This window comes from Methylocystis sp. (genome assembly GCF_051062815.1).
GTDB lineage: Bacteria > Pseudomonadota > Alphaproteobacteria > Rhizobiales > Beijerinckiaceae > Methylocystis.
Genome location: NZ_JBPFDU010000074.1, coordinates 183,524 through 204,001, shown reverse-complemented (window position 1 = coordinate 204,001; position 20,478 = coordinate 183,524). Strand labels below are relative to the sequence as shown.

Sequence of the window (20,478 nt, the reverse complement as noted above, 5' to 3'; positions counted from 1 at the left end):
GGACAATGACGAAGAGAATCACGAAGTGCCGCGTTAGCGGCTCCACCAATCTCGTCTCGGTTCTGGCGCTCGGCGACCAGGCGCTCACGGGCGTTTTTCCGAGCTCTCGCGAAACGCCTGTCACGGTCGGCCCGCTGGAGCTCGTCTGGTGCCCTGATTCAGGCCTGCTGCAGCTCGCACACAGCTATGAAGCAAGCGAGATGTATGGCGAGAACTACGGTTATCGCTCGGGCCTCAATCAGTCGATGGTGCGACACCTGACCCAGAAGATCGCCCATCTCGAGCGATTCGCCGATCTCAAGCCCGGCGACGCGGTGCTCGACATCGGCTCAAACGACGCGACGTCCCTCAAGGCCTATACAACGTCGGGCTTGACGCGCATCGGGATCGATCCCACCGGCGCCAAGTTCCGACAATATTATCCTGATGAGATCAAGCTCGCGCCGGAGTTCTTCTCTTCGCAGGCGTTTGAAAAGCTCTCGCCGAAGCGGGCGAAGATCGTCACGTCGATCGCGATGTTCTACGATCTCGACGATCCCGTCTGGTTCGCCCGCGAAGTCGCCAAGGCGCTTGCGCCCGACGGCGTGTGGCATTTCGAGCAGAGCTATATGCCGTCAATGCTGCGGCTCACCTCCTACGACACGATCTGCCATGAGCATATCGAATATTACTCACTGGGGGTCATCGAGAAAATTCTCGATGCGGCCGATCTCGAGATTCTCGACGTGCAGATGAATGCGGTCAACGGCGGCAGTTTCGCCGTCACCGCCGGCCACAAGAACGCGCAGCGCAAGCGCAATCTCGCGGTGATCGACTGGCTGCTGGCGCAAGAGGAGCGGATGGGGCTGAATACGCCTCGCCCTTACCGCGAATTCGAAGACCGCGTGTTCCGCCATCGCGAGGATTTGCGCCGGCTGCTGCGCGCGCTCAAGGACGACAACAAGCGGATCCTCGGCTACGGCGCCTCGACCAAGGGCAATGTGGTGCTGCAATTCTGCGACATCGGCCCCGACCTCGTCGAGGCGATCGCCGAGGTCAATCCAGACAAATTCGGCTGCTTCACGCCCGGCTCACATATCCCGATCGTCTCAGAGGCGGACGCGCGCGCCATGAAGCCGGATTACTTCCTCGTGCTGCCCTGGCATTTCAAGGACGGGATATTGGCGCGGGAGCAGGAATATCTCGCCAGCGGCGGCAAGATGATCTTCCCCTTCCCGGAGATCGAGATCATTTAGGAGCCGCGCGTGACGTCTAATTCGAATTCGACGATTCATGTAGCGTGCTGTTTCGATCGCAATTACGAATTACCTTTCATTGTGCTGGCGAAAAGCATTCAGCATACGTCATCCCACCATGTGGTTTTGCACGCTCTCCATGAAGGACCGTTACATCTCGCACCGCGCGAACTCCGCGATGCGCCGGGACTTACCGTAAAATTCATAGACGTCACGGATTGCTACGGACGATTTAACACGCACGGACCGCAAACGACCGTCACATATGCCCGGCTGAGCCTCCCCGATATATTGGAAGGCGTCGAGCGGGTGCTGTATCTCGATACGGACATGCTCGTCACGCGAGACATTGCGCCCCTGTTTTATGCCGACCTCGGCGATTGCGCGCTTGGCGCCGTCATAGACTATGGCCTCTTGATCCGGCTGCTTCGCGACGAGCCGCTGCCCGTGCAAGGGGCGACCATGCTGATCAGCGATTATCTCAAGGATACGATAAGACTTTCCAACCCTCGTCGATATTTCAACGCGGGCGCGCTTCTTATCGATCTGGTGAAATTCCGCTCCCTCGGGATCGCCCAACTCGCGCGAGAAGCTTTAGCCAATGAGTTAAGTCGTGCGATTTTTAATGATCAGGACGCGCTTAATTTCGCGGTAGCCGGCGCGTTCGTCGAACTCGACCCAAGGTGGAACGCAATTCAGGACATTCTATTCAAGGAATTTCATCAGCGCCTGCCCGCGCAAATCGAGACAGTGATCGCTCTCTATAAAGAGCCGTGGATCATACATTATGCTGGCGTCAAGCCATGGCGTTCAAATGTCCTTCCTGGGCCATGGGAACGGCAATTTTGGCAAGCGGCGCAGGAGGCCCACGTAGAATGGCCGCTGCTTTGTGCGTTTTGGCGCGTTATTCCTTACCTTCGGCCCTACCAAATTGGCTCTTATCTCTGGGAGGCTCGAAATCGGGGTCCGAAAATTGGGACCGCTACAGTCATGATGTGGGCGATGAAGCATTTTTTGCGCCGATAGCGCGGAGCCCCGCATTCCGCGAAGGGAAGGGCCGGGCGGTCGGCGCGCTTCGCGACCGTTCAGCTATATCCGATCCCTGAAGCCCGGGACATATCGCCGGATCAAATCGAACTTCTCCCTCAAACGCCCGGTCAAGGACTCGTCAATCCGATGGTCGGAAGGCGAAAAGCCTCTTTTAACGTCCGGTTCAAACGGATAGCCGTGTCGTTCCAAGAAGGCGGCGATCGGCGCCTTATATCTCGAATTTTTCAAAGCGGGCGTGAGACTCAAGAAAGCCTGGACGACAGCGGGATCGAGAAATGGATAGCGTCCTTCAATGCCGAAAACCCCGAATATATATTCATCCTTGAACAGGTAGCTTCTCATAGTGTCCCCGTACACTTTTTTCCAGGGAAAGAACCCTCTCAGGTCATCTGGATAAAGGCCTCCGAATTCGGAATGGTCGTAAATCTTCGTGCCGTTGTAGCCATAGTCCGAGATGATCTCGTCGGCCCCGCATCCCGACAGGCAAACATATGTGCCATTTTTCTTTGCGATTTCCGCGACGTGATATGCGCCAAGCGCTCCCCCGTCGCTCAACAGCGTTTCGTCGGCGTGAAAATATTTCAAGGGTTCGCAATCTCTGGCTATCGAATGCTTGATCGCCTGCCTTTGGCGGGGCGACAGCGGGCGCCGCTGGATTGCTTTTACGCAGCCGCTCTTTTTGTTGATTCTAATTCTTCGAGCTATGACCTCGTCATTCTCCGAAGAATTGATCGTGATCGTGGAATAGGGAAGCCCGAGCAAATTGAGCGCGAGACAAATTGCGCCCGAATCATAGCCTGAAGAAAGCGGTACGAAAATCGGCAGCGTCCCGTGAGTCGCCCGCTTTTTTACGGACCGCAAAAAGGCCGTCTCCCAATTCAAGAAGGTCGTGTCGAATTGCGCCAAATCGTAATGATAGGCGCTCTTCTCTTTCGTGGACCTCAGCGCGTCGGCCCAGGCCAAGGGGACGTCGAGATCGAATTCGGCATAGGCGTTCGGTTGAAAATAAGAAGAAGACTTGAAGCCCAACGCCTCCAACGCTGAAGGATAGGAGGCGACGCCGAACGCGCCGGTCTCCACATCATAGGCGATGGCGATGGGCTTTGTCAGAAATTGATCGGCGGCGATATGCAGCCGGTTTTGCTTCCAGTCATGGATGACGATCGCATATTCGCCGTCAAGTCGCGCCCATAGCTCGGCGCCAAATCGCGAAAACAAGGGAAGCAAAGCTTCGGTATCGCTGCTCGCGCCGGGCTGAAGGTCTTTATAATTGTATATTTCGCCATTGAATAGAAGCGACAATTCGGCGGAAGACGCGTCAGGAAAGTGCGCCGGCTGTTTTGCGGCGGCGCCGGAAACATCCAAAAGAAAATGTGCGGAATATATATATGAATTCTTGTTTTGGCGTACGTCAAACGACGAATAGGAAGGCCCTCTGGAGGCAATGAATTTAGCAGATGACGAAACCTGCTCTTCCGTGGGACGCTGAGGAAGCTTTGCCCAGATAAAGCCACACATTGTATAGTCGACCCGTGCTCGAATAACGCCTGACGGCCTCCAAACTCACTATAGCACGTGGATCGACAAACAAGCTTAAATTGCACAATCCGTTTTAAATCTTTCACCTGCCGGGGGTTAGCGCCCCCCAACCTGCGCTCCCGCCCCGCCGGGTCGCCTGATGCCTTTCGCTGATCGGCGAACCAAAGATCATGTACGCCCGAGGCGCTACGATAATAACGCCGAGCGATCTTGCGGCAGCCAGCCTTCCTTCGTTCGTCTCCATTGCCACATTAGTCATTCATTGTTATGGTTGGAAGTCCAAGGAGATGCTTTGACCTCCGATGATCAGTTCTGCCGCCAACGCCATTCGTGGCATTCGGTTTGACCGCGGCAATGCGGCCAGTGAGCAGAGGAGATGAATTTCAAGGCGCTCGCAAAACTAGCGCTCGTTAATCTCGTCGTTTTTTTCGGCATAGCGATTTTTGCATTGGCAATATTTGAAATGGTTCTGAGGACGACTCAGATATTTGACCAGGCGCAAAATCCGGCTCCTTCTTACATCCCCCAGCACTTGAAACTTGAAGATCAGCGCATCGACAAACTCGGCTTTCTTGACGCCAATGGCTTTCGAACCGATGTCGAGGTCCCCGATCTTATCGAGAAATTACGAGACAGCAAGAAATGCAAGATTGTGGTCTTGGGCGACAGCTATGTCTGGGGAGACGGCCTCCCTCCAGAAGTTCGATGGCCGGCTAAGTTGCAGAATTTGAGCGATTGCGAGGTCTATCCCTTTGGCAAGAACGGATGGAGCAGCCTCGACTATTTCGGATTTTATTACGAACATTTGCGTGAGATGAAGTTTGACTACTTGGTGATCGGGCTTGTGAGCAATGATCCGCATCCAATCGGCAAGTTTCTCACACATGATTACGCTCCAACGATCATGCCATTTCATTTGACGGATTTATATTCTCTACCGTATATGCTAAAACTGTATAAATACAAGGATATTTTAAACAGATCCTATGCTTTCGATTATATTGATCAATTCGTAAAGAATTACCTCGCCGCCAAAGCCCCAACAACTGGCTCTCTCGAGCATCCGCCGATAATCTCTTACAGCTATGACAGTTGGACGAAGCGAATTTATGAAGACGACATCTACCGTCTTTGGGAGTCGGCAATTGTCGATTTCGCAGCGATCGCTCGACATCCCTTCGGATTTTTACTAACGCCCAACGAGACGACGAAGGAGGAACGACTCAGATGGACACGAGTTGAGCAAACAATGCTAAAGTATAACCTAATATTTGAGAACACGTTCGACGAGCAGGAGACCATTTTTGGTCGCGCTCCAAGACCGAGATCGTACTGGGCGAATCCGGCGGATGGCCACCCGGGCGACGTGCAGACTACGATCTTTGCCCGTAAAGCGGTACGGCTTTTGGAGAGACTCGGATACAAGCCTCGATAAAAACGCTAAAGATTTGACATGCGCATCCGGCAAGCGCTCGGGAACCGCACAAAATTTAACTGTCGTTCACCTACTGGCGATCAGCCAATATTTGTCATTGGCGAGTCTTACGAAGCCAACTCCAGGCAATGCCCTCATAACGTCGTTGTCGCAGCAGTCGTCTTGCGAGAACTCTGTCCCAAATGGTATTGTTTCTCCAAGGATGCTCGCTTTTCAGCATTTTCGATATGGTTGCTTGCGTGAGCTGACCGCCGTGGAGAACTTCCATCACGGCCGCTTCGAAAGCGGTGTGCGTCTCATCATTATTTGCAGAATAATAGTGCAAGATTTTCGCGTTTTTCGCGACCGACGGATAGACCTTGAATTGCGCGTTGTAACTATTGTCCAATACGAATAATTCCGGCTGCGCCGCCTTCAATGACGCGTTAAGCGCAGGCTGATCGCGGTACCTATTTAGTTTTTCAAAGGAAGAGCGCCAAAGCTTGTGCCATTCTTCTCCAAACGCGAAAGCCTTTTTGGTGTCGTTATAAAATATCACGCCGCCATTTATGTAGATCTCCGGATGAACTTCCCAGCCCATCGTTTCGAAAGCCTTCCGGTCCTCCACCCATATTTGCTCTTCATAGAGGCGGGCCGAATGATTGGCGGCGCCGGCGATGTCGGCGTCGATCGCAAATATTTCGGAGATATCGGCTTTCACGAGCGTATCGCTATCGAGAAAGAGGAACTTTCCATCGATCGCGGAACGCAGCCTTGTCTTCACCCAGCGGTTGCGAAAGCTGCTTTCGCCGGAGGGCGTCTCGATTCTTATGAGTTCGTCGATCTCGTTCAGGAGCGGGTCCGAACCTGATTGCAGAGCCTGATACGTTTGCGGATCGCTGGCGACGACAATTTTTACGTTTGGATTACTCGCTCTCAACGCTGCGGCCGAGACGCGCGTCAAAACGGAGTAGAAATCTTCGCTCGCCGAGGTCAGCGCATAGACTACTTTTTGAGTCATTAGATCGCCATCGAGAAAGCCAGCGGCATATGGTTGCGGTAATCGCCACTCCCAGAGAGCGATTGCGCTGGAAAGCGACGCGCCGAATTTAGCGCATTATCCGCCTCTTGGAGAACCCGCATCACTTGCTTTCATGTTGCGCTGAGTCCTGCCGCCTCTCCCCGCGATTGGCGTTCGCTCCTAAACTTCCGCTCGTGACGCGCGCATAGCTCCGGTTGTTGGCGTCTGAAGCGCCTCGGCGATGTCGTGGCGTAGGCGAATTTCGCCCTGAGGTTGGCGAGAGTCAGATCGCAATAGGCGGCACGCATGAGACGATCCATCATCGCGCGGCTTTCGCCCGCCGGATTGACCGAGCACATGAATTTGCCGAGCAGCATCGCCAAAGGATGGAATTCGACGCGAATGACGCGGCGCACCTGGAAAGCCTCGACGCTGCCATGTCCGAAAAAATGATCGGCGATCTTGTGAAAGCCGTCGATCGCTAAGCGGTATCGATTCACCATGCCGCCGGCCGCGAATGAGTCGTTATCGGGGCGCCGGTCGAGCAGCGCTCCGGAAAGGCATTTGACGCTGAGGCCGCTACGCATCAATTCAAACAAGCGCGCGGCATGCGCCCAGCAACTGCCGACGAATTCTTCGTTAAGGGGAACGCTGTTCCATTTTTCGCGGCGAACGACCAATCCGCCAATGAAGCTGAAAAACGCCTCGGTGTTTGCCGCGCGTCTAAAATATTCATGTCGCGTCCGCTCGTCCGAAAGCTCAAAAACAGCGCCATCCGGCGCATCGACCGTCGGCCACTCGATCCATTCTTCTCTATCGGCGATGTACTCCATGTGCTTGCACAAATAGAGATCATGGCCGCTTTGAATTTCGTTGAGCACGCGACGCAGCGCGCCCGGCCGCATGATGTCGTCGCCGCTGAACAGCCAGCAATAGTCGCCGGTCGCGGGCTCGACGGATTTCGCCATGTCGCGGTCGATGCCGCCTTTCTGAGGCTGGCGCACATATTTGATATTCGGATGCTTGCGCTCGTAGCCCGCGAGAATTTCCGCGGTGTTGTCGGTCGAAGCGCCGTCGAGAATGACGATCTGCACGTCATCCCCGCCGTCCTGACCGAGGATCGAATCCAGAGTTTCAGGAATGAATTTCGCGAAATTATAGATGGGAATGCAGACGGAAAGGCTGGCGGTCATCGACGCTAGGTCCCTTCGCGAGAGCAAAGAAAAGCCCTCACAGAGCTTCAGTCGCGCGGAAGATAGGCGGAAGCGGCGGTTGAGGCAACGCGGCGACCCGCGCCTTCATTCCGCGGGCTCCAAAACCTTGGCCAGTTCGACGGCGTCGATCTGATAGTGATCGCCCCGCACCATTGAGACGAGGCGCGCGGCCGACTGTCGCCAGGTCGTGACCGTTGGAGGCTTGACGTTTCTCGTTTCAAAGAGCGCTTCGCGCAAGCGCTCGGCCAGCGCCTGCGCGTCGAGCACATCGAAATAGACAGCCCCGTCGCCGCCGACTTCGCGAAAGACTGGAATGTCGCTCGCGATCACTCGCGCGCCGTGATGCGCCGCTTCGATGAGCGGCATGCCGAAGCCTTCGACGAAGGACGGAAAGATCAGGCCGCGCGCCCGCGGATAGAGATGCGAAAGATCGGCGTCGCTCGCATTGTCGAGCCAGAACAGCCGGCGCCCATATTCGCTGTGTCGCCGGATTCGGCGCTGCAACGCCCGCGTGTTCCAACCCGGCCGGCCGACGATGACGTAGCGCGTCTCGCAGCCCTCCGACCAAAGACGTTCAAACGCATCCAAAGCGATGGGATAGGCCTTGCGCGGCTCGAGCGTGCCGACGCTCATGAAGAACGGCGCCGGCGCTGAAGCGATGCGCTCGGCGGCCTTTGAGGGCGCTTCCTGAGCGCTCGCGCCAAAATCGGCGCCAAGCGGCCACCAGCCGATCCGCATATTCGCGGGAGTCGCGAGATGCTGTTCCCGCACATAGGCGACAAGGTCCTGCGCGACGCTTTGCGAGATGCAGACGATGGCGTCGCATTGCAGCAGAACCTTCTCGAACCAGGACGCGAAGGGCGCGCTGTTCTTTAAGGCGGTGGCGGCGGGATAACGCAAGGGGATGAGATCATAGAGGCAGCCGACGACTTCGGCGCCAGCATCATGCGCTGCGCTCAAAAGCGGCGGATATTCCTCGACGAAGCCCCATCCTGAATCGAGCAAGAGCAGTCTGTCGCCCGATTGCAGTTCAACCGCGTCCGGCAAATTGTCATGCTTGAAATGGCCGTAGAGCCGGCCTCCTTCAAGATAGACCGGAAGCGCTTCGCCGCTTTCAACGCAGGCGCGCGCGATTTCGCGCACGACGCGCTGGACGCCCGTATGGCCGCGAAAGCGATGCGTCGCCGTCATATCGATGAGCAGACGATCGCGCGCCGCCGGCGCCGGAATGTCGCCTTCAATCCGCGTGCGCAGCGCCTGCGCTTTGACCGCATCCGGCTCGCGCCAGCGCCCGTCATGCAGGCGGCCAAGACCAAAGAGGCGCGAGAGCGTCCAATAGAACTCCAGCGCCTTCCCGTAAAGGAAACGCGTGCGCGGATCGACGTCATACTGCTCGATATCGCTCAACTCGCGATGAAGCTCCTCGAGCAGATAGGCGTCGATCTTTCCCTTCATTCCCGCTCTCCACACGTAGCTCGCGCCGCCACCCGTTCGTACGGCGGCGTGTCGGCCGTAACAAGGCGCCGCGCCAATGATACTGGCTCGCTTCAGAGCGCTGACTGACCGAGCGCTTTGAGCTGGCTCCGACGCAGCCGGGTGCAGACGGAATCTCGCAGGAAAGCTATAGCGTGCGGCCAACCGCCACTCTGCTGGAAGGCATCGGAAAAATCACGATATTTCCGCCCTGCCCCGATGCGGCGATCACCGCCGCAGCAATCTCCGCCGACGCTTCGCTGACACAGCGCTGGAAAAATGAATGGGCGGCGCCTTCGTAATTCATGCTCAGCAAGTCATGGGCGCATTGTTCCGCGCGCATGAGCGAGACTTCCGCCAATGGCGGCACAGGATCAGCGCCCGACAATTTGGAGAATGCGTTCAACTCGCTTTCGAGCGCTCGGCGCGCAAAATCCGGCAGCGCCGCGAGCACTTGGCGCTCGAAATGGGTGCGAAGCTTATTCGCGGCGTCTTCAAAGAATGCGCACGCTCGGCTGTCCGTCAAAAGCTTAGCATTATTCGCATTCATCCTACACCCTTCCCGAAGCGCAAAGTCTAGGCTTTAAGACGCAAGCAAGCCGGAAGCCTTATTGCTCAGGCATCTACCTCAAATACATAATTACGGCAAACAAAAGGAGACGCTAAAATCATCGATCCCGCCGGCGCTTAGCGCGGCGCTCGGGTGTATGCCGCTTAGGCGAAAACCAATGACGCTGACCGCTCACGAGATTAGATTTTCGGTTGCGCCGATGAGGGATTGGAGAGCGTAACTTTAGATTTCAAATCGTTGAACCGCTGCATGTGCAGTTCGCGCGCACCGACTGTTCACTCTTTCTTCTTCCACGATAACCCGCGCAATGGCGTCCGGTCGTATGAAAGAATTTTCGCTTATCCAAGCGACGTGTTGGTCGGTAATCCGCGTTTGCTCGTTCAGCCCCCTGAGCGCGTGATCGAGAAACCCTCCCCTTGAGGGGGAGGGTATGCTCAATCCTGAAACGGATTGTGCACGAGGATCGTGTCGTCACGTTCGGGACTCGTCGAGAGCAGAGCGACCGGCGCCTCGATCAGCTCCTCGACGCGACGCACATATTTGATCGCCTGCGCCGGCAGATGCGCCCAGGAGCGCGCGCCGCTCGTCGATTCCTTCCAGCCGGGGAAGCTCTCATAGACCGGCTGCACGCGCGCCTGCGCCGCCTGCGAGGCCGGCAGGCGCTCGATGCGCTTTCCGTCGAGCATGTAATGCGTGCAGATTTTGATCTCGTCGAAACCATCGAGAATGTCGAGCTTCGTCAGCGCGACGCCGTTGATGCCGGACGTCTTCACCGCCTGACGGGTCAGCACGGCGTCGAACCAGCCGCATCGGCGCCGCCGTCCGGTGTTGGTGCCGAATTCGCGGCCGCGATCGCCGATCAACTGGCCGATCTCGTCATGGAGCTCGGTCGGAAACGGGCCGCCGCCGACGCGCGTCGTATAGGCCTTGGCGATGCCGAGCACATAGCCGATGGCGCCGGGGCCAAGCCCCGAGCCGCTCGCCGCCGACGCGGCCACGGTGTTGGACGACGTCACGTAAGGATAGGTGCCGTGATCGACGTCGAGCAGCACGCCCTGCGCGCCCTCAAAAAGGATGCGCTTTCCGGCGCGGCGATTGTCCTCGAGCAGCTCCCACACCGCATCCATGAACGGCAGGATGCGCGGCGCGACGGACAGCAGCTCCTCGCGCAGGGCGCCAGGATCGACTTGGGGCAGGCCCAGGCCGCGCCGCAGCGGATCGTGATGCGCGAGCACGCGCGCGATCTTGTCGTCGAGCAGATCCGGCTCGGCGAGATCCATGAGGCGAATCGAGCGGCGCCCGACCTTGTCCTCATAGGCGGGTCCGATGCCGCGTTTGGTCGTGCCGATCTTGACGCCGTTTCCAGCGGCCTCCTCACGATGCGCGTCGAGCTCGCGATGCAGCGAGAGGATCAGCGGCGCGTTTTCCGCGATCTTGAGATTCATCGGCGAAATGTCGACGCCCTGCTCGCGCAGCCGGTCGATCTCGCCAACGAGGAAATGCGGGTCGACGACGACGCCATTGCCGATGACGGAAAGCTTGCCGGGTCGCACGATGCCCGAGGGCAGCAGCGCGAGCTTATAGGTCACGCCGTCGATGACGAGCGTGTGCCCGGCGTTATGGCCGCCCTGGAAGCGCACGACGACGTCGGCCTCCAGCGACAGCCAGTCGACGATTTTGCCCTTGCCCTCGTCGCCCCACTGGGCGCCGACCACCGCCACATTCGCCATGGCCGTATCTCGATCTCCAACAGAAAAAGCCCCGCGCGGTAACGCCGGGGCTCGTTACCGCCGGGGTTTAGCGCATGCCGTTCGGACCGTAAAGGCCGCCGGCGGCCCGACATCAGGAACTTCAGCCGGCGTTTTCGGTTGGAAAGGAACAAGGGGAGGTAGAATGCATGCCGACCACGGTCGCTCGCGTCGCACAAAACACCGATGAAGACATCAATCGCGCCATTCGCAAGGAAACGCAGGCGCGGCTGTCTTACTTCGCCAAACACCCGGAGAAGATCGACGAGCGCTTGGAAGAGCTCGACCGGGAGTGGGATATCGAGCGCGCGCTCGAGGCCAACGCCTCCTCGGTGGCGCTCGTCGGACTTGCGCTGGGCTTGACGTCGGATCGCCGCTGGCTGGCGCTGCCGGTTCTCGTCAGCGGCTTTCTGCTCCAGCACGCGCTGCAGGGCTGGTGCCCGCCTTTGCCGCTCCTGCGTCGAATGTCGTTCCGAACGGCCGAGGAAATCAGTCAGGAGCGCAACGCGCTCAAGGCGCTGCGCGGCGATTTCGACAAGGTGAAGAAGGCCGACAACAAGGTTCAGGAGGCGGCGCGCGCGGCCGGACTTGGCTGCGAGATGCACGGACGGACCGTGCATTAGGATCTATCGCCACTGGCCCGCCCTGAGTGATCGGACCCAAATCGTCAGGCCCTGTGATACGGGTGCCCTGAGAGTATTGTCATCGCCCGGTAAATCTGCTCCGCCGCGAGAATGCGCGCCAGCTGATGCGGCAGCGTCATTGCGCCGAAGGAGAAGACGGCCGTTGCTCGCGCGCGCACGCTCTCGTCGAGGCCTTCGGCGCCGCCAATGGCAAACCACAGCGCCTTGCAGCCCCTGTCGCGTTCGGAGGCGATGAATTGCGCGAAGGCTGCGCTGGTCTCCGCCCTGCCCCGTTCATCAAACGCCGCAAGCCGTGATTCGGCAGGCAGCGCCGCAAGCAGTTCCATCGCTTCGCGCGACGCCCTCTCGGCGCTGGAGGAGGCCTTGCTCTCGTCGATTTCCTTGAGGTCGAGACCTTCGAGGCCCAGCCGCCGCAGGGCGCGGACGCGCTCGGCGTAGCGCGCGAAAAGCTCCCGCTCGGGACCCGCCTTCAGGCGGCCGACGCAGATCAGTCCCAGTTTCATTCGACGCCAGGCGAGACGAGAAGCGAGATGGACAAGCAATCCCAAGGGCGCTTGCGTCCGCTCCCGTCAGACCAGGCGAATCTCCAGCGGTCGGTCGCCGCCCCACATCTTTTCAAGATTGTAGAACTGGCGCACCTCTGGCCGGAAGATGTGGACGATGACGTCGCCGGCGTCGATCAGCACCCAGTCACACTGGGACAGGCCTTCGACGCGCGGCGCGATGACGCCCGCGGCCTTGAGGGCCTTGATCGCCTTGTCGGCGATGGCGCCGACATGCACGGTCGAACGGCCCGTCGCGATGACCATGTCATCGGCGAGCGCCGTTTTTCCGCGTAGATCGATGGAGACGATGTCCTCGGCCTTGGTTTCGTCCAGGCTGGCGAGAACCTTTTGCACGATTGAGCCGGCCAATGGGGCACTTGCGCCAATTTCCGGTCGGAGCCGGCCACGAGCCGCCCCCGGATGAACACCTGTCGACAGCGTTGCAACCCTCATGCTTCGCGGCCCCACGCCCGTAAGAGAGCCGGCCGCCACACAAGGATGGGGCTCTTGCCGAAAAATTGCAATAGAAACTGGGGGGTTGTCGGGAGGGGCCAAGAAAAAAGCCCGGCTCAAGCGCCGGGCTTTGGAAGGCGGTTCGGGCTAATCGAGAGGCGGGAGGAACCTCAAAGCCGGAACATGGAAAGCATAATCGATTTGCGCCAAAAGCGTAGGACGAAATTGGCGACTCGCCAGGCGGCGGCGTGAAAAGCGGGGAAAAACTGCTGAACGCGTGCCGCGAGAGGCGCGCGGACGGCGCCCGATTCGGCTAAGTAAACAAAGCGTTGCGAAGCGCATCAGTCGGCCTAGTGCTTAAATTGCAACACAAGTCAAGTTTGTCGCCGGAGCCCTGCTTTCGCCGGTCCCTTTATGGCGAAATCATGGAATTAGAACCATGGAGCCGCTGGTGGCGCGTGATTCGAGCGCGGCGTGCACCTTGGCGGCGTCGGCGAGCGGATACCGCGCGGGCTCGGCGAGAGTCACGAACCCCCGCTTCACCGCATGGACGAAATCATCCATCATCTCCTCATAGTCGCCCCGACGGGCGATATGGGTAAAAAGCGAGGGACGGGTCGCATAGAGCGATCCTTTCAGCGCCAGAAGGCCGAGATCGAACGCCGCAATCGGACCGGAGGCTGAGCCGAAACTTACGAACATGCCGAATGGCTTCAGGCAATCGAGCGAAGCCGGGAACGTCGCGCGCCCGACGCCGTCATAGACGACATCGCACAGCTTGCCCTTGGTGATGTCGCGCACGCGCTCGACGAAGTTCTCCTCGCGATAAAGAATCGTATGCCGCGCGCCGGCCTCCTCCGCGATCTTCGCCTTTTCAGGAGAGCCGACGGTGGCGATGACCTTCGCCCCGAGCGCGTTCGCCCATTGGCAGAGGATCTGCCCAACGCCGCCGGCGCCGGCATGGACGAGAACACGATGACCTTTCTCCACCTTGAACGTCCTGCGCAGCAGATATTGCGCCGTCAGCCCTTTCAGCATCATCACCGCGCCCTGCTCATAGCTGAAGGATTTCGGCAGATGGACCACTGAGCCGGCGGCGATGTTGCGCGCCTCCGAATAGCCGCCAAGCGCGCCGACGTAAGCGACCCGATCCCCGACCTTGAAGTCCTTCACATTCTCGCCGACGGCGATCACCTTGCCGGCGCCTTCATGTCCGGGGATAAACGGATAGTCCGCCGGATAAGCGCCGGTACGGCGATAGACGTCGATGAAATTGACGCCGATGGCGGCGTGGCGGATCTGCACGTCGTCGGCGGTCGGAGCCGGCAGATCGACGTCTTCCATGACGAGCGCATCCGGCCCGCCGGGTTGATGCACGCGAATCGCCTTAACCATCGACCTCCCCTTTCGTGATCGCGCCGCCCTCGCGAAAAAGCGGCAAAGCGAGAAAATAGCACCCCGTCACGACCAGAACCGCCTTTACGGTGAAGGAGGCCGCTGCAAGATTCTGTGCGACCGCCGCGATCGCCGCCCCGCCCCAGATGATGGTCACGACGAGCGTCACAGGTCGCAGCCGCTTAACACGCAGCGGATGAACAAAGGCGACCGGAACAAACATGAACGCCGCCGTCACGACAACGAGCGTGAGACTCGCGGCGGCCGGCGGCCGCAGCACGAGAAGATAGAAGACCACGATGTTCCACAGCGACGGAAATCCGCGAAACCAGTAGTCCGCCGTTTTCATTCGCCGATCCGCGAAATAGAGCGCCGAACAGGCGCAGACCGCGGCGCAAACGGGCGCGGCGAGCGCCGGATCCAAGAGGCCGGAGCGCCACAGCGCCACAAGCGGCGTGACGACATAGTTGAGAAAGTCGACGACGAGGTCGAGCGCGACGCCGTCGATGAAGGGCGCCGTTTCCGTCACCCGGAAATGCCGCGCCAGCGTTCCGTCGACGGCGTCCACGACGAGGGCCGCGCCAAGCCAGGCGAACATCGCCGCAAAATGGCCGTCCGCCGCGAGGAACAGCGCGATCAGGCCGAGCGCCGCGCCGCTCGCGGTGAACAGGTGGACAGAAAGGCCGATGAGCCGAGAAGACGTCACGAGGCGCGGAGACGACTGGAGAAGCGGGACGTCAGCCTACCACCGCCCTCGCGCCGAGCCAAAGTCGTGCTGCTCGCGCCGGTCCTGCTCGCGCTCCGAAGAGTCTCCCGCTATAACAGGCGCAGGAGACGAATGAGATGACAGCGGCGCACGAAAACATCAGATCGGACATTCTCGTCGCCGGCGCCGGGGCGACCGGCCTTGCAGCGGCGCTGGCCTTCGCGCGTGCGGGATTGAAAACGACGCTCGCCGGTCGCATTCCGCCGCCGCTGCCGGGACGCACGGTCGCCTTGTTCGAATCATCCGTCCGATTTCTCGATGCGCTCGGCGCGCTGGAGCGCGTCAGAGCACGCGGCTGCGCCGTCGAAGCGATCCACATGATCGACGACACCGATCAGTTTCTGCCGGTGCCGGAACTCAGCCTGCGTGCGCGCGAGATCGGGCTGCCGGCGCTCGGCGTCAATGTGTCGAACGATGACCTCGTCGCCATTCTGCTGGATCTTTGTCGCGGCCGCTCCGAAATCGCGTTCGTCGACGCCGATATCGCGGATTATGAATTCAACAGCGACGGCGCCGTCGCCATTCTCGCAGACGGACGCCGGCTCCAGGCGGACTTCATCGTTGCGGCGGACGGGCGCAACAGCCGCGCCCGCGCGGTCGCCGGCATCGACGTGAAGGAATGGACCTATCCGCAGATCGCGCTCACCATGATGCTGCGCCACGAGTTCCCGCACGAAAATGTTTCGACGGAATATCACACGCGCTCGGGCCCTTTCACGCTGGTGCCGCTGCCCGCGCGAGATGATGCGCCGAATCGTTCGAGCCTCGTCTGGCTGATGAGCGTCGCCGATGCGCGGCGACGCCTCGCCAAGCCCCGCGAAGAGCTCGAATATGAAATCGAGGATTTCGCCAAGTCGGAACTGGGCGCCATGCGCATCGAAGGCGACATCGGGCAGTTCCGCATGGGCGGCATGCAGGTGTCGAAACATGCGACGGGGCGCCTCGCGCTGGTCGGCGAGACCTGTCACATCTTTCCGCCGATCGGCGCGCAAGGACTGAATTTAAGTCTGCGCGACGTCGCCGATCTCGAGGATTGTCTCGCCAGCGTCGATCTCAAGAATCCGCGCGAATTATCGCGGGCGCTGGCGCGCTACGACCTTCACCGGCGCGCCGACATCGGCTTTAGAACGCATGGCGTCGACCTGCTGAACCGGTCGCTTATCATTCCCTATCTGCCGGTGGATTTGCTGCGCGGCGCAAGCTTCATCGCCATGGCGGCGCTCGGGCCGCTGCGGCGGGCTGTCATTCGCGAGGGCGTGTTGCCGCATCTCGTTCTGCCGCGCCTGATGCGCCGGCCAGCGCACAAGCGCGAAGTCGCCGGCGCTCCGCACGGACGCGCCGGCCTGCGATCTTAGAGGCTGCGCTTTAGGGCCGCGTCTAACGTGGTGCTACTTCGCTGCAATCTCGATCTTCTTTTCTTCCTGCTTGGATTCCGGCGTTTTCGGCAGCTTGATTTTCAGCACGCCCTTTTCGAAGTCCGCGGTGATTTTCTCCGCGTCGACTCCTTCGGGAACCCTGAAGGCGCGTCGGAACGAGCCGTATCGGCGCTCTGAACAGTAATAGCCTTCCTTCTTCTCTTCCTTTTCTTCGCTCTTTTCGCCGGAAATCGACAAGACGCCGTTCGAAAGCTTCACATCGACGCTCTTCTCATCGAGCCCGGGCAGTTCGGCGGTGATCTCGTATCCACCGTCCTTCTCGACGAAATCGACCGGCGGCGTCGCCGCCGACATCAGTCGGTCAAACGGCTGGAAATCGGCCAAGCTTCTACGCGACGGAAAGTCGTCAAAGAGCCGATCGAACTGGCGCCGGAAGGATTCGAAAGGATGCCAATCGAAAACGCCGGCCTGCGTGGACTCTCGTGACGCTGGCAGCTTGCTTTGTTCGGCCATGCTGATCTCCCTCTTTACGGACGATCGCCAAGCAACCGAAAATTCAGCAACGATGGCGCTGACGATCGATGTGGAAACGTTAGTGAAGTGGAGCGTCAGAGGTGTGACTTCAACGGGCGTGTTTGCGCCAATTTGTCGCGATCAAGCTCGTCGGAGTCTCCGAGCGACAACAGTCCTGCGTCGCCCCCCGAAGACGCGGTGTTGATCGTCAGCGTCGTCTCATGAAGAAATCGCAGCAGATAATCTGGCCCACCGGCCTTGGGGCCGGTGCCGCTCAAGCCGAATCCGCCGAAAGGCTGACTGCCGACGACGGCGCCGATCATGTTGCGATTGACGTAGATATTGCCGGCAGACGCTTTGCGCGACAACGCGCGAATGCGCTGTTCGATGCGCGTATGCATGCCGAGCGTGAGGCCATATCCACTGGCTTCGATGTCCGTGAGCAGTTGCGCCAGGCGTTCCGAACGCCACGTCGCCACATGCAGGACGGGTCCGAAGATCTCTTCCTGCAAATCCTCGACGCGATCGAGTCTGACGATATGCTGCGCGACGAAAGTTCCTGTCGATGGCGCAACGCCAGCGTAAAGAATTCGCCCGGCTGCGCGCTGACGCGAAAGATAGGCGTCGAGTTTGTCCTTCGCCTCGGCGTCAATCGCCGGGCCGACATGCGTCCCGATCTCGCGCGGATCGCCGACCCGCAACTCGCGCGCAGCGCCAATCAGCGTTTCGAGGCAGACGGACGCGATCTCCTCTTGCAGGCACAAGAGCCGCAAGGCTGAACACCGCTGGCCCGCCGATCGGAACGCTGACGCCATGACGTCGTCGACGACCTGTTCGATCAGCGCCGTCGAATCGACGATCATCGCATTGATCCCGCCCGTTTCGGCGATGAGCGGCGCAATCGCGCCATCTCGCTCGGCGAGCGCGCGATTGATCCGCTGCGCAACTTCGACCGAGCCGGTAAAAACGACGCCGGCGGTCAGCGGATCAGCGACAAGCGCGGCACCGATCGCGCCATCGCCCGGCGCAAAGTGCAGCACGTTCGTCGGAACGCCGGCTTCATGCAGGAGTGCGATCGCCATGGCGGCGACGAGCGGCGTCTGCTCGGCGGGCTTGGCGACGACGCAATTTCCCGCGACCAGCGCCGCTGCGACCTGACCGATGAAAATCGCGAGCGGGAAATTCCAGGGCGAAATGCAAATGAAGACGCCGCGTCCATGCCGGCGCAGGACATTGGCTTCGCCCGTCGGGCCCGGCAGCGGCATGTCGGCGCAGAGAATTCGCGCCTGACCGGCGTAGTAGCGGCAAAGGTCAGCCGCCTCGCGCACCTCGGCGAGCGCATCGTCGAGAGTCTTGCCGCCCTCGCTTTGCAACAAGGCGATCAACGGACCGCGTCGCGCCTCAATGAGATCGGCCGCGCGTTCGATCATCCGCGCCCGCGCCTCGAATGGAGTCCTGGACCATTCTGGAAAGGCGCGCGCCGCCGTCGCAATCGCAGCATGCGCCGCAGCTTCATCCGCTTCGACGACGTGACCGACGATGGCGCCGTCAATCGGCGACAGGACCGCGCGCGCCGCAGCCCGCGACTCGACGCTCGGTCGCGCGTCAGGCGGCGGAAAAGGCGCGCGTGTCTCCTCAACCAGCGCCGCAAGCGCAGTCCGATCGCCAAACTCCACGCCTTTCGAATTGGCGCGTTGCGGCAGGTAAATCTCGCTCGGCAGCGGAAGGCGCGGATGACGCGCGCGATTTGGCGCGCCGAGCGCTTCATAAGGGTCCGCGACAAGCGCGCTCTCCGGCGTCTCGGGATCGGCGGCGCGTGCGACGAAAGAGGAATTGGCGCCGTTCTCGATCAAGCGCCGCACGAGATAGGCGAGAAGATCGCGGTGCGGACCGACCGGCGCATAGATTCGAACCGCGGCGTCGCTCATTTCCGCCAGCGACTCATAGAGCGACTCGCCCATGCCGTGCAGGCGCTGAAACTCGAAGTCGCGCCGCGCGCCCGCCATCGTCAGAACGGCGGCGACGCTACGCGCGTTATGCGTGGCGATTTGCGGGAAGAGACGCGGTTGTTCGAAGAGCCGCGCCCCGCAGGCGTCGAAATTAAGATCGGTCATCGCCTTGCGCGTGAACACGGGATAATCGGCGAGACCGCGCTCCTGGGCGCGCTTGATTTCGCTGTCCCAATAGGCGCCCTTGACGAGACGCACCATGAAGCGCCGATGGTTCGCTTCCGCGAGCGAGGCGACGTAGTCGATCGTAGCCATCGCGCGCTTCAGATAGGCCTGCACCGCGAGCCCGAATCCGTCCCAGCCGGAAAGCGACGGGTCTTCGACGACGCGTGCGAACACGTCCAGCGAAAGTTCGAGTCGATCCGCCTCCTCCGCATCGATGGTGAAAACGAGATCGCGCTCTTTGGCGAGGCGCGCCAGGTCGAGCAACCGCGGCGGCAATTCCCGCAAAACGCGTTCGCGCGAAATCGCCTCATAGCGCGGATGCAGCGCCGAAAGTTTGATCGAAATTCCGGGGCGCACAGGGAGGCCGGAGCTTCCGGCCGAGTCGCCGATGGCGCGAATGGCGTGGGCGTAGGCCTCAAAATAGCGCTCGGCGTCTTCCGCGGTCCGCGCGCCCTCGCCAAGCATGTCATAAGAGAAGCGCTCGCGTCGTCCCTGCTCACGTCTGATCGCCGCTTCGATGGTTTCGCCAAAGACGAAATGCGCGCCCATCAACCGCATCGCCTGACGCGCGGCGGCGCGCAGCGCGGGCAGGCCGAGACGCCGGGCAAGGTCGGCGACGAGCCCGCGCGGCTCCGTGACGTCGACGATGCGCGCCGAAAATCCCAGCGCGAAGGCGCAGGCCTGAATGAGCAGCGCGTCGCTCGATGTCTCGTGATGAGTGAAATCGCCCTCGGCGAGCTTATCAGCAAGGAGTTGATCCGCCGTGGCGTCATCGGGGACGCGCAACAACGCTTCGGCGAGCGCCATAACCGCCAGACCCTCCCGCGAGGAGAGGGAGAATTCGTGAAGGAAGTCTTCGACGCCGCCGAGCGGATCACGTTGTGCGCGAATGCCGCGCACGAGCGTCAGCGCAGTTTCCTCGACAAGCCGTTGCGTCCCAACATCGGGTCGCGAACCGAGAAAGGCTTCAGCGAAGCTCTCGTCGGGGGGCGCGTAAGGCGCCGCAAAGGGCGCCGGTCGATCGTCTTTTCGATTCATTCGCCATGGAACCGACCGCGCCCGAAGGGCTCGATCAGATCTTGTCGCCTTCCTCTCCAGGCCGCGCGCAACGCCACTTCGTAACCGTCAGTTGCGGGTGTTCGCCGCACCATTGAGCGATATATGGCATCGCCTGCATCACGCAATTGCTGGTCGAGCCCGTGGTCGATTCGAGGACGAGCTTGCGCTCGTCGCAGGCGGCGGGCTGCGCCAGCGTGCAGACAGTAAGGATGAGTTCGACGAAAATCATCGCAATCTCCTTGCTAAGCGCCCGCTGGAGGGCGTTTTGCTTCTTAGCAAGGGTAATGC

General features: G+C 60.2%; 18 protein-coding genes. 5 read left to right on the top strand and 13 right to left on the bottom strand.

The window, feature by feature from the left end:
- The first annotated feature begins 5 nt into the window (after window positions 1–5).
- On the top strand, window positions 6–1,235 hold the full coding sequence (locus ACR65W_RS13275; protein ID WP_434500220.1) for a class I SAM-dependent methyltransferase: 1,230 nt from the start codon (window positions 6–8) through the stop codon (window positions 1,233–1,235).
- 9 nt (window positions 1,236–1,244) lie between these two features.
- Window positions 1,245–2,261: a glycosyltransferase family 8 protein gene (locus ACR65W_RS13270; RefSeq protein WP_434500219.1), complete on the top strand. Its 1,017-nt coding sequence runs from the start codon at window positions 1,245–1,247 to the stop codon at window positions 2,259–2,261.
- Window positions 2,262–2,324: 63 nt separating this feature from the next.
- Here the strand turns inward: ACR65W_RS13270 and ACR65W_RS13265 are convergent, their stop codons facing one another.
- The gene (locus ACR65W_RS13265; RefSeq protein ID WP_434500218.1) at window positions 2,325–3,803 is read right to left on the bottom strand and encodes an asparagine synthase-related protein; all 1,479 of its coding nucleotides are present in this window, start codon (window positions 3,801–3,803) and stop codon (window positions 2,325–2,327) included.
- Between the two features lie 397 nt (window positions 3,804–4,200).
- Between ACR65W_RS13265 and ACR65W_RS13260 the strand changes: the two genes are divergently transcribed.
- The gene (locus ACR65W_RS13260) at window positions 4,201–5,259 is read left to right on the top strand and encodes an SGNH/GDSL hydrolase family protein (protein ID WP_434502726.1); all 1,059 of its coding nucleotides are present in this window, start codon (window positions 4,201–4,203) and stop codon (window positions 5,257–5,259) included.
- Window positions 5,260–5,353: 94 nt separating this feature from the next.
- Here the strand turns inward: ACR65W_RS13260 and ACR65W_RS13255 are convergent, their stop codons facing one another.
- The 5 genes from ACR65W_RS13255 to ACR65W_RS13235 form a co-directional block, all read right to left on the bottom strand.
- Entirely contained in the window at window positions 5,354–6,202 is an 849-nt protein-coding gene (locus ACR65W_RS13255; protein ID WP_434500863.1) for a glycosyltransferase, read from the bottom strand.
- A gap of 188 nt (window positions 6,203–6,390) precedes the next feature.
- A complete protein-coding gene (locus ACR65W_RS13250) occupies window positions 6,391–7,452 on the bottom strand; it encodes a glycosyltransferase family 2 protein (RefSeq protein WP_434500862.1) in 1,062 nt (353 codons plus the stop codon).
- 105 nt (window positions 7,453–7,557) lie between these two features.
- Window positions 7,558–8,928 carry a glycosyltransferase family 4 protein gene (locus tag ACR65W_RS13245; protein WP_434500861.1) on the bottom strand — a complete coding sequence of 457 codons (1,371 nt, stop codon included), beginning with the start codon at window positions 8,926–8,928 and terminating at the stop codon, window positions 7,558–7,560.
- Window positions 8,929–9,094: 166 nt separating this feature from the next.
- The gene (locus ACR65W_RS13240; protein ID WP_434500860.1) at window positions 9,095–9,496 is read right to left on the bottom strand and encodes a hypothetical protein; all 402 of its coding nucleotides are present in this window, start codon (window positions 9,494–9,496) and stop codon (window positions 9,095–9,097) included.
- Window positions 9,497–9,951: 455 nt separating this feature from the next.
- Window positions 9,952–11,247 carry an adenylosuccinate synthase gene (locus ACR65W_RS13235; protein WP_434500859.1) on the bottom strand — a complete coding sequence of 432 codons (1,296 nt, stop codon included), beginning with the start codon at window positions 11,245–11,247 and terminating at the stop codon, window positions 9,952–9,954.
- A gap of 167 nt (window positions 11,248–11,414) precedes the next feature.
- On the opposite strand from ACR65W_RS13235, the gene ACR65W_RS13230 reads away from it, so the two are divergent.
- The gene (locus ACR65W_RS13230; protein ID WP_434500858.1) at window positions 11,415–11,888 is read left to right on the top strand and encodes a YgaP family membrane protein; all 474 of its coding nucleotides are present in this window, start codon (window positions 11,415–11,417) and stop codon (window positions 11,886–11,888) included.
- 44 nt (window positions 11,889–11,932) lie between these two features.
- Here ACR65W_RS13230 and rlmH read toward each other — a convergent pair whose 3' ends face one another.
- The 4 genes from rlmH to ACR65W_RS13210 form a co-directional block, all read right to left on the bottom strand.
- Window positions 11,933–12,412, bottom strand: a complete 480-nt coding sequence (rlmH, locus tag ACR65W_RS13225) for a 23S rRNA (pseudouridine(1915)-N(3))-methyltransferase RlmH (protein ID WP_434500857.1) — start codon at window positions 12,410–12,412, stop codon at window positions 11,933–11,935.
- A gap of 66 nt (window positions 12,413–12,478) precedes the next feature.
- On the bottom strand, window positions 12,479–12,823 hold the full coding sequence (gene rsfS / locus ACR65W_RS13220) for a ribosome silencing factor (RefSeq protein WP_434496558.1): 345 nt from the start codon (window positions 12,821–12,823) through the stop codon (window positions 12,479–12,481).
- A gap of 507 nt (window positions 12,824–13,330) precedes the next feature.
- Window positions 13,331–14,302, bottom strand: coding sequence for a quinone oxidoreductase family protein (locus ACR65W_RS13215; protein WP_434500855.1), 972 nt, complete (start codon window positions 14,300–14,302; stop codon window positions 13,331–13,333).
- On the bottom strand, window positions 14,295–15,008 hold the full coding sequence (locus ACR65W_RS13210) for a CDP-alcohol phosphatidyltransferase family protein (protein ID WP_434500854.1): 714 nt from the start codon (window positions 15,006–15,008) through the stop codon (window positions 14,295–14,297). The genes ACR65W_RS13215 and ACR65W_RS13210 overlap by 8 nt, the downstream gene beginning before the upstream one ends.
- A 137-nt stretch (window positions 15,009–15,145) precedes the next feature.
- On the opposite strand from ACR65W_RS13210, the gene ACR65W_RS13205 reads away from it, so the two are divergent.
- Entirely contained in the window at window positions 15,146–16,423 is a 1,278-nt protein-coding gene (locus ACR65W_RS13205) for an FAD-dependent monooxygenase (RefSeq protein WP_434500853.1), read from the top strand.
- Between the two features lie 33 nt (window positions 16,424–16,456).
- Here the strand turns inward: ACR65W_RS13205 and ACR65W_RS13200 are convergent, their stop codons facing one another.
- From ACR65W_RS13200 to ACR65W_RS13190, 3 genes are all read right to left on the bottom strand, one after another.
- Entirely contained in the window at window positions 16,457–16,957 is a 501-nt protein-coding gene (locus ACR65W_RS13200; RefSeq protein WP_434496555.1) for an Hsp20/alpha crystallin family protein, read from the bottom strand.
- Window positions 16,958–17,052: 95 nt separating this feature from the next.
- Window positions 17,053–20,169 carry a bifunctional proline dehydrogenase/L-glutamate gamma-semialdehyde dehydrogenase PutA gene (putA, locus tag ACR65W_RS13195; protein WP_434500852.1) on the bottom strand — a complete coding sequence of 1,039 codons (3,117 nt, stop codon included), beginning with the start codon at window positions 20,167–20,169 and terminating at the stop codon, window positions 17,053–17,055.
- Window positions 20,170–20,203: 34 nt separating this feature from the next.
- Window positions 20,204–20,419 (bottom strand): hypothetical protein, encoded by a 216-nt coding sequence (locus tag ACR65W_RS13190; protein WP_434500850.1) that lies wholly within the window; start codon window positions 20,417–20,419, stop codon window positions 20,204–20,206.
- Window positions 20,420–20,478 lie beyond the last annotated feature (59 nt).